This window comes from Kitasatospora sp. McL0602, from assembly GCF_052076145.1.
GTDB lineage: Bacteria > Actinomycetota > Actinomycetes > Streptomycetales > Streptomycetaceae > Kitasatospora.
Map to the genome: position 1 here is coordinate 4,577,012 of NZ_CP197246.1, position 9,198 is coordinate 4,586,209.

The 9,198-nt window shown below is 68.4% G+C and carries 12 protein-coding genes; all 12 read left to right on the forward strand.

Annotated elements, in window-relative coordinates; all coding sequences use genetic code 11:
- The first annotated feature begins 42 nt into the window (after positions 1–42).
- The 12 genes from secY (at position 43) to ACR68M_RS21090 (ending at position 9,084) form a co-directional block, all read left to right on the forward strand.
- Positions 43–1,353 (forward strand): preprotein translocase subunit SecY, encoded by a 1,311-nt coding sequence (secY, locus tag ACR68M_RS21035; RefSeq protein ID WP_441245649.1) that lies wholly within the window; start codon positions 43–45, stop codon positions 1,351–1,353.
- Positions 1,353–2,000 (forward strand): adenylate kinase, encoded by a 648-nt coding sequence (locus tag ACR68M_RS21040; protein WP_441245650.1) that lies wholly within the window; start codon positions 1,353–1,355, stop codon positions 1,998–2,000. The genes secY and ACR68M_RS21040 overlap by 1 nt, the downstream gene beginning before the upstream one ends.
- A 136-nt stretch (positions 2,001–2,136) precedes the next feature.
- A complete protein-coding gene (map, locus tag ACR68M_RS21045) occupies positions 2,137–2,976 on the forward strand; it encodes a type I methionyl aminopeptidase (RefSeq protein ID WP_441245651.1) in 840 nt (279 codons plus the stop codon).
- A gap of 159 nt (positions 2,977–3,135) precedes the next feature.
- Positions 3,136–3,558, forward strand: a complete 423-nt coding sequence (gene mscL / locus ACR68M_RS21050; RefSeq protein ID WP_441245652.1) for a large conductance mechanosensitive channel protein MscL — start codon at positions 3,136–3,138, stop codon at positions 3,556–3,558.
- Positions 3,559–3,693: 135 nt separating this feature from the next.
- Complete coding sequence (gene infA, locus ACR68M_RS21055; protein ID WP_003956442.1) at positions 3,694–3,915, forward strand: translation initiation factor IF-1; 222 nt, start codon at positions 3,694–3,696, stop codon at positions 3,913–3,915.
- Positions 3,916–3,951: 36 nt separating this feature from the next.
- Positions 3,952–4,065 carry a 50S ribosomal protein L36 gene (gene rpmJ / locus ACR68M_RS21060; RefSeq protein ID WP_003956441.1) on the forward strand — a complete coding sequence of 38 codons (114 nt, stop codon included), beginning with the start codon at positions 3,952–3,954 and terminating at the stop codon, positions 4,063–4,065.
- Between the two features lie 172 nt (positions 4,066–4,237).
- The gene (gene rpsM, locus ACR68M_RS21065) at positions 4,238–4,618 is read left to right on the forward strand and encodes a 30S ribosomal protein S13 (RefSeq protein WP_145790757.1); all 381 of its coding nucleotides are present in this window, start codon (positions 4,238–4,240) and stop codon (positions 4,616–4,618) included.
- Between the two features lie 73 nt (positions 4,619–4,691).
- Positions 4,692–5,099, forward strand: coding sequence for a 30S ribosomal protein S11 (gene rpsK, locus ACR68M_RS21070; RefSeq protein ID WP_253797211.1), 408 nt, complete (start codon positions 4,692–4,694; stop codon positions 5,097–5,099).
- 129 nt (positions 5,100–5,228) lie between these two features.
- Positions 5,229–6,251, forward strand: a complete 1,023-nt coding sequence (locus ACR68M_RS21075; protein ID WP_441245653.1) for a DNA-directed RNA polymerase subunit alpha — start codon at positions 5,229–5,231, stop codon at positions 6,249–6,251.
- 133 nt (positions 6,252–6,384) lie between these two features.
- Positions 6,385–6,849 carry a 50S ribosomal protein L17 gene (gene rplQ, locus ACR68M_RS21080; RefSeq protein WP_441245654.1) on the forward strand — a complete coding sequence of 155 codons (465 nt, stop codon included), beginning with the start codon at positions 6,385–6,387 and terminating at the stop codon, positions 6,847–6,849.
- Positions 6,850–6,937: 88 nt separating this feature from the next.
- Positions 6,938–7,834, forward strand: a complete 897-nt coding sequence (gene truA, locus ACR68M_RS21085; RefSeq protein ID WP_441251668.1) for a tRNA pseudouridine(38-40) synthase TruA — start codon at positions 6,938–6,940, stop codon at positions 7,832–7,834.
- Between the two features lie 110 nt (positions 7,835–7,944).
- Positions 7,945–9,084 (forward strand): LamG domain-containing protein, encoded by a 1,140-nt coding sequence (locus ACR68M_RS21090; RefSeq protein ID WP_441245655.1) that lies wholly within the window; start codon positions 7,945–7,947, stop codon positions 9,082–9,084.
- Positions 9,085–9,198 lie beyond the last annotated feature (114 nt).

Genomic DNA, 9,198 nt, shown 5'->3' on the forward strand with positions numbered 1-9,198 from the left:
CGACCCTCCCGCCGACGACGTGCGGGGGGCGCAGGAGGCACCGTGCTCAGTGCGTTCGCGCGGGCGTTCAAGACGCCCGACCTGCGCAAGAAGCTGCTCTTCACGCTGGGCATCGTGGCTCTGTACCGGGTGGGTGCGCACATCCCCGTGCCGGGCGTCGACTTCCACGCGGTCAACCAGTGCATCAGCTCCCAGAAGAGCAGTGGCCTCTTCGGGCTCGTCAACCTCTTCAGTGGTGGCGCGCTGTTGCAGCTGACGATCTTCGCGCTCGGCATCATGCCGTACATCACGGCCAGCATCATCCTCCAGCTTCTCACCGTGGTCATCCCACGCCTCGAGAACCTGAAGAAGGAGGGGCAGGCCGGTACCGCCAAGATCACCCAGTACACCCGCTACCTGACCATCGCGCTCGCCATCCTCCAGGGGACCGGCATCGTGGCGACGGCCTCCAGCGGCGCGCTGTTCTCCGGCTGTGCCTACGCCAACCAGATCGTCCCGGACACGTCGGTCTTCCGGATCGCCACCATGGTGATCACGATGACCGCGGGTACCACGGTGATCATGTGGCTCGGTGAGCTCGTCACCGACCGCGGCATCGGCAACGGCATGTCGATCCTGATCTTCACCTCGATCGCCTCGGGCTTCCCGGCGTCGATGTGGGGCATCAAGCAGTCCGGCAAGATCGGCGGCGGCTGGGTCGAGTTCTTCAGCGTCATCGCGGTCGGCGTCATCGTGGTGATCCTGGTCATCTTCGTCGAGCAGGCGCAGCGCCGGATCCCGGTCCAGTACGCGAAGCGCATGATCGGCCGCCGTGCTTTCGGCGGCACCTCGACCTACATCCCGCTGAAGGTCAACCAGGCCGGTGTCATCCCGGTCATCTTCGCCTCGTCGCTGCTGTACATCCCCTCGCTGGTGGTCCAGTTGACCAGCAGCCAGTCCGGCTGGGCGACGTGGGTGCGGACGAACTTCGTCAAGGGTGACCACCCGATCTACATGGCGACGTACTTCATCCTGATCGTCTTCTTCGCCTTCTTCTACGTCGCGATCTCCTTCAACCCCGAAGAAGTTGCCGACAATATGAAGAAGTATGGTGGCTTCATCCCGGGCATCCGGGCCGGCCGTCCGACTGCCGAGTACCTTAACTACGTGCTTACCCGCATCACGTGGCCAGGTTCGCTGTATCTGGGGCTGATCGCCCTGGTCCCGCTCATCGCCCTCGTGGCGTTCGGCGCGCAGACAAACTTCCCGTTCGGCGGTACCAGCATCCTCATCATCGTCGGTGTTGGACTCGAAACTGTGAAGCAGATCGAGAGCCAGCTCCAGCAGCGTAATTACGAAGGGTTCCTCCGCTGATGCGTATCGTCCTCGTCGGACCTCCCGGGGCCGGGAAGGGTACTCAGGCGCACCTGCTCGCCAAGACCCTGTCCATCCCGCACATCTCGACCGGCGACCTCTTCCGCGCCAACATTGGTCAGGGCACCCCGCTGGGGCTCGAGGCCAAGGGCTACATGGATGCGGGTCACCTGGTACCGGATGAGGTCACCATCGGGATGGCCAAGGACCGGATGGCGCAGCCCGACGCGGCCAACGGATTCCTCCTCGACGGTTTCCCGCGCAACCTCGCGCAGGCGAAGGCGCTCGACGGGATCCTGGCCGAGTGGGGCATCGCGCTCGACGGGGTGCTGGACCTGGAGGTCCCCGAGGACGAGGTCGTCAAGCGCATCGCCGGTCGCCGGCTGTGCCGCAACGACGGCAGCCACGTGTACCACGTGGTGTACAACCCGCCGGCCGTCGAGGACGTCTGCGACGAGTGCGGCGGCGAGCTGTTCCAGCGCGCGGACGACACCGAGTCGACGGTGCGCAACCGGCTCGACGTCTACCACACGGAGACCGAGCCGATCATCGCCTACTACCAGGAGCAGGGCGTGGTCGCGACCATCCCGGCGCTGGGCAAGGTGGACGAGGTCACCCAGCGGGCGATCGAGGCGCTCAAGCGCTGACGGCCCGGACCAAAACGTACGTACGGCCGCGGAGCCCCGGGTGGGGCTTCGCGGCCGTACGGCGTCGTACGGTGGTAGGAGTGCACGGCGGCCCGGCAAGGACCGGGCGCGCGACGACAGTGGAAGGCGTGACCAGATGGTGGAGATCAAGACCCCCGAGCAGATCGCGAAGATGCGAGCGGCCGGGCTGGTCGTCGCCGAGGCGCTCAAGGCCTGCCGGGAGGCAGTCGCCCCCGGGGTGAGCACCCAGGACCTGAACGACATCGCGGCGAAGGTGATCGCCGACCACGGCGCCACCTCGAACTTCCGGGCCGACCACGGCGGGCTGTGGTTCCCCGGTGTGATCTGCGCCTCGGTCAACAACGAGGTCGTGCACGGCATCCCGGGTGAGCGGGTGCTCCAGGAGGGCGACCTCATCTCGATCGACTGCGGTGCGATCATCGACGGCTGGCACGGCGACGCGGCCATCTCGGTGGCGGTCGGCGAGGTCCGCCCCGAGGTGGAGATGCTGAGCCGGGTCACCGAGGGCTCGATGTGGGCGGGCATCGCCCAGATGAAGAAGAACAACCGGCTGGCCGACGTCTCCAAGGCGATCGAGGGCTTCATCCGCCGCCAGCCGCTGCCCCCCAAGGGCAAGTGGGGCATCACCGAGGGCTACGGCGGCCACGGCATCGGCACCGCCATGCACATGGAGCCGCACGTGCTGAACTACGTCGAGCGCGGCCGCGGCAAGGGCCCGAAGCTCGTGCCCGGCACCGTGCTGGCGATCGAGCCGATGGTCTCGCTCGGCACCCCGCACACCACCGTGCTGGAGGACGACTGGACGGTCGTCACCACGGACGGCACCTGGGCGGCGCACTGGGAGCACTCGGTGGCCATCACCGAGGAGGGCCCGCTGGTGCTGACGGCGTTCGACGGCGGCAAGGCGGCGCTGGCCGCCCTCGGCGTCACGGCCGCCCCGGACCCGCTCGGCTAGCAGCGCGTTCGACAGGCAGCCCGTTTCGACAGGCAGGCCGTTTCGGGAGGAAGCCCGCAGGTCTGTTGACCTGCGGGCTTTTGTCCGTTTTTGCTACTGCCGCAGGCTTCGCTAAGCTCCCAGGCTTGTAGTACAGCCGGACTAATAGGGGAGAGCAGCGTGCTCAAGGGCTTCCGTGACTTCATGATGCGCGGCAACGTGGTCGACATGGCCGTCGGTGTCGTCATCGGTGCGGCCTTCACGGCCGTGGTGACCGGCTTCGTGTCGGCCTTCCTGACCCCGCTGGTCGGTGTGGTGGTCGGCGCGGCGGGTGACTTCAGCAGCTACAAGGCGAACATCGCGGGCGTGGTCTTCCCGTACGGCCAGTTCCTGAACGTGCTGATCGCGTTCCTGATGACGGCCGCGGTGCTGTACTTCTGCGTCGTGCTGCCCATCACCAAGGCGACCGCCCGCTACCTGCCGGTCAAGCCGAAGGTGGCCAAGCGGCCCTGCCCGGAGTGCCTGACCGAGGTGCCCGCCGCGGCCAACCGGTGCTCCGCGTGCACCGCCGTGATCGGCAGTGTGCCGGTCCATGCTCACTGACGTGTAAGATGGACTGTCGGCTCACTCGTAGCGTGCTTCAGCACGCCCTCTTCACTCTGTGTGAAGGGGTGAACCCAGGTTCGCACGAGCGTGCCGCATACGGTAGCCGGTCCCGGAAGGTGGATCTCGCAGTTCATGGCAAAGAAGCAAGGCGCCATTGAGATCGAGGGCACCGTGATCGAGTCTCTCCCGAACGCCATGTTCAAGGTTGAGCTGCAGAACGGTCACAAGGTCCTCGCGCACATCAGCGGAAAGATGCGGATGCACTACATCCGTATCCTCCCGGACGACCGGGTCGTGGTGGAGCTCAGCCCCTACGACCTGACGCGCGGTCGGATCGTCTACCGCTACAAGTAAGAACGTTCAGATTTCTAGACCCGGAGAACCTGAATCATGAAGGTCAAGCCGAGCGTCAAGAAGATCTGCGACAAGTGCAAGGTGATCCGCCGTCACGGCCGGGTCATGGTGATCTGCGACAACCTGCGCCACAAGCAGCGCCAGGGCTGATCCTCCCGCATTTCTCGTAGTACTTCGCGCGACGCGCACAACGTCATACGCGGGCTGCCCGATCCGTCGGCAACGACGGACTGCCACCCCCGGTCAGAGGCCGGGGCTCCCACACCGAGAGGTGTCGGAGTAGGTAGCACGTAAGACCTCTGAAGAATCACAGGAGCCATGAATGGCACGCCTCGCCGGCGTTGATCTCCCCCGCGAAAAGCGGATCGAGATCGCCCTCACGTACGTCTACGGCATCGGCCGTACTCGCGCCCAGCAGTCGCTGGCCGAGACCGGAGTGAACCCGGACATCCGTGTCCGCGACATCTCCGAGGACGACCTCGTCAAGCTCGCGCAGTGGATCGACGCCAACTACACCGTCGAGGGTGACCTCCGCCGTGAGGTGGCCGCCGACATCCGCCGCAAGGTCGAGATCGGCTGCTACGAGGGTCTGCGTCACCGTCGCGGCCTCCCGGTCCGCGGTCAGCGCACGCACACCAACGCGCGTACCCGCAAGGGCCCGCGTCGCGCGATTGCCGGCAAGAAGAAGCCGGGCAAGAAGTAGTCCGTCCCGTAACCGGACATCCCTCCGGCCCGCGGGTTAGCGGACCGACCACCTCAGTAGGAGAAACAGACTTATGCCCCCTAAGGGTCGTCAGGCTGCCGGCGCGAAGAAGATCCGCCGCAAGGAGAAGAAGAACGTCGCTCACGGGCACGCCCACATCAAGAGCACGTTCAACAACACCATCGTTTCGATCACGGACCCCGCGGGCAACGTGATCTCTTGGGCCTCTGCCGGCCACGTCGGCTTCAAGGGCTCGCGCAAGTCCACCCCGTTCGCCGCGCAGATGGCCGCCGAGTCGGCCGCTCGCCGCGCGCAGGAGCACGGCATGCGCAAGGTCGACGTCTTCGTGAAGGGTCCGGGCTCCGGCCGCGAGACCGCGATCCGTTCGCTCCAGGCCACCGGCCTGGAGGTCGGCTCGATCCAGGACGTCACCCCCACCCCGCACAACGGCTGCCGTCCGCCGAAGCGCCGCCGCGTCTGACGCAGCGCCCTTCGGGCACGCGGGTCTGCTTTAAACCACGTACGGGGTCCTGTTTTCCACGGGACCCCGTACGCTTGGTCCTGTCGGCGTCAAATAGTGGGCGCCGAATACAACTGGAGGATCTGAACCATGCTGATCGCTCAGCGTCCGTCGCTGACCGAAGAGGTCGTCGACGAATTCCGCTCGCGTTTCGTCATCGAGCCGCTCGAGCCGGGCTTCGGCTACACCCTCGGCAACTCGCTCCGCCGCACGCTCCTCTCCTCGATCCCCGGCGCCGCTGTCACCAGCATCCGGGTCGACGGTGTCCTGCACGAGTTCACCACCGTGCCGGGCGTCAAGGAGGACGTCACCGACCTCATCCTCAACATCAAGCAGCTGGTCGTATCCTCGGAGCACGACGAGCCGGTCGTGATGTACCTGCGCAAGCAGGGCCCGGGTGTCGTCACCGCCGCCGACATCGCGCCCCCGGCCGGTGTCGAGTGCCACAACCCCGAGCTGGTCCTCGCCACGCTGAACGGCAAGGGCAAGCTGGAGATGGAGCTGACCGTCGAGCGCGGTCGCGGCTACGTCTCCGCGGTGCAGAACAAGGCTTCCGGCCAGGAGATCGGCCGCATCCCGGTCGACTCGATCTACAGCCCCGTGCTGAAGGTCACCTACAAGGTCGAGGCCACCCGTGTCGAGCAGCGGACCGACTTCGACAAGCTCATCGTCGACGTCGAGACCAAGCCCGCCATGCGCCCGCGTGACGCCATGGCGTCGGCCGGTAAGACCCTGGTGGAGCTGTTCGGTCTCGCCCGCGAGCTGAACATCGACGCCGAGGGCATCGACATGGGCCCGTCCCCGACGGACGCCGCCCTGGCCGCTGATCTCGCCCTGCCGATCGAGGAGCTCGAGCTCACCGTTCGGTCGTACAACTGCCTCAAGCGCGAGGGCATCCACACCGTGGGTGAGCTCGTCGCCCGCTCCGAGGCCGACCTGCTCGACATCCGCAACTTCGGTGCGAAGTCGATCGACGAGGTCAAGGCGAAGCTGGCCGGCATGGGCCTGGCCCTGAAGGACAGCCCGCCCGGGTTCGACCCGACCGCCGCCGCCGACGCCTTCGGCGCCGACGACCTGGACGACGCGGGTTACGCGGAGACCGAGCAGTACTAGTCACAAGTTTGGGTCGGGGGCGACTCCCAGCGGGCCGCCCCCTTCTCGATGAAGGAAAGCCGTCCGGGCAACAGTGCCCGGACGCCCGTTCCGGTACCTGATACGGCCGGATTCGGAGATTCAAGGAGCTACCATGCCCCGTCCCACGAAGGGTGCCCGCCTCGGCGGTGGCCCGCACCACGAGCCGCTGCTGCTCGCCGGCCTGTGCCGCGAGCTGTTCCAGTACGGCCGCATCACCACGACCGAGGCCAAGGCCCGTCGGATGCGCCCGCTGGCCGAGCGCCTCATCACCAAGGCCAAGGTCGGTGACATCCACAACCGTCGCATCGTCCGCAAGACGATCACCGACGTCTCTGTGCTGCACACCCTCTTCACCGAGATCGCGCCGCGCTACGAGAACCGCCCGGGTGGCTACACCCGTATCACCAAGATCGGTCCCCGTCGTGGCGACAACGCCCCGATGGCCGTGATCGAGCTGGTCGAGGCGCTCACCGTCGCGCAGACCGCCGTCGGCGAGGCCGAGGGCGCCACCAAGCGCGCCGTCAAGGAGGCCGACGAGGCCGCCGCTGTCGAGACCACTGAGGTCGAGACCGCCTGACACCGGTAGGTGTTGTGTCCGGGCCCGTTCTCCCAGTGATGGGGGAGCGGGCCCGTTCCCGTATGAGGGTCTGGAGAGATCAGCAGTGCTGAAGGATTGCGAGCAGACGCCGCCGCGCCAGGACGGGCCCGCCGAGGGGCTGATCCGGATCAGGCTCGATCTGGCGTACCACGGGGCGGAGTTCTCGGGGTGGGCCAGGCAGCGTGGGCGGCGGACGGTCCAGGGGGAGCTCGAGGACGCGTTGCAGGTGGTGACGCGGTCGGCGGAGCCGTTCGCGTTGACGGTGGCCGGGCGGACGGACGCCGGGGTGCACGCGCGCGGGCAGGTGGCGCACGTGGACCTGCCGGTGGAGCTGTGGGCCTTGCACGGGGAGAAGCTGCTGCGGCGGCTCGCCGGGCGGCTGCCGGGGGACATCCGGGTGTACCGGCTGTCGGAGGCGCCGGCCGGGTTCGACGCGCGGTTCGCGGCGATCTGGCGGCGGTACGCGTACCGGGTGGCGGACAACCAGGGCGGGGTCGACCCGCTGCTGCGCGGGCACGTGCTCTGGCACGACCGGCCGCTGGACATCGCGAAGATGAACGAGGCGGCCCGGCTGCTGGTCGGCGAGCACGACTTCGCCGCGTACTGCAAGAAGCGCGAGGGGGCGACCACCATCCGGACGCTGCTCGAACTGCACTGGGAGCGGGTGCCCGCCGACGGCCACACCGCCGGGCTGGCGGGGGACCTGGCCGTCGCGACGGTGCGGGCGGACGCGTTCTGCCACAACATGGTGCGGGCGCTGGTCGGCGCGATGCTGCTGGTCGGCGACGGGCACCGGCCGGTGGAATTCCCCGGCGAGGTGCTCGCGGGCGGCGTCCGGAACTCGGCGGTCAACGTGATCCGGCCGTACGGGCTGACGCTGGAGGAGGTCGGCTACCCGGCCGACGACCAGCTCGCCGAGCGCAACCGGACCGCCCGACGGCTCAGGACGCTGCCGGGCAGCTGACGGGGTGTCCGGGGCCGGCCGGGCGGTGCTGCGCAACGAACCGATCTCACCCGTCCCGTAAACGGGGGGAACCGGTGGCGGTGCTGGGGGGATGTCCTAACATCCGGTTTATGACTGACGGTATGGAACACGCGAACGGGGATGCGGCCGTCCCCGGGCAGAACGCCCAGCCCACGCCGCCGGCCGCTCCGGCTGCTCCGGCTGCCCCGGCCGCACCGGGTGGGTACGGCTACCCGCAGCAGCAGCCGCCCTTCCCGCAGCAGCAGGGCGGGTACGGCTACCCGCAGCAGCAGCAGCCGTTCCCGAACCAGGGGTTCGGGCCGCCGGCGCAGAGCTTCGGCCCGGCCGCCGCCGCCACCATGCCGGACTGGGAGGCGCTCGCCGAGGACCACCAGTCCCGCTCGCGCCGCCGCAAGTGGATGTGGACCGGCGGGATCGTGCTGACGGCCTGCCTGCTCGGCGGGATAGTCGGCACGGCCGTGGTGCGGGGCACCCACGACAAGCCGAAGACCAACCCGACCGCGAGCGCGAGCCAGACCGGCCAGCCCAGCGCGGGCTCCACCGTCCCGGTCAACACCCCCACCGTCCCCGGCAAGCCGAACCAGCTGGCCGACCACACCGGCCACGCCGACCTCGCGGTCAGCCCGGACGCCGAGGTGGACCCGGTGCAGAGCGGCGGCTTCGCGCTGCGGCTGCGGGGCAACACCAACTCGTACGCCCAGTCGTCGTCGCAGGTCGTCGACGTCACCAAGAGCTTCACCATCTCGGCCTGGGTCTACAACGAGGCGAAGGACGGCTACCGGACCGTCATGAGCCAGGGGGACGGCAGCTCGTACGCCTTCGACCTGGCCCGGGACGACTACGGCGGCAAGACGGTCTGGATCTTCCGGGTGCAGACCGCCGACGGCGGGGCGGACGCCACCAGCTTCCACGCGCTCTCGCCGAGCGTGGACACCGTCGGCAAGTGGGTGCTGCTGACCGGGGTCTACGACGTGAACCAGCGGACCATCACCCTGTACGTGGACGGGAAGCCCGTCGGCGTCACCAAGGTGCCCGGGGTCTGGGCCGGGCCCGGACCGCTGCAGGTGGGGCGCAACCGCTCGCACGCGAGCTGGGGCGGCTTCTGGGCCGGGGTGATCGGCCATGTCCAGATCTGGCAGCAGCCCCTGACGCCCACGCAGATCGGCACGCTCAAGGAGAAGGGCTCCGTGCTGGACTCGGTGGCGCTCGGCTCCTGGCTGGTCGGCTGAGCCGGTAGCGACGGGACGGGACGGGCCCGGACGGGCCCGGCGCCCGGGGCGGGTGGCGGCGGTCGTCTGCGAACCAGTGCGACGGGGTGGGCCATTGGCCCGACACGCGCCTGG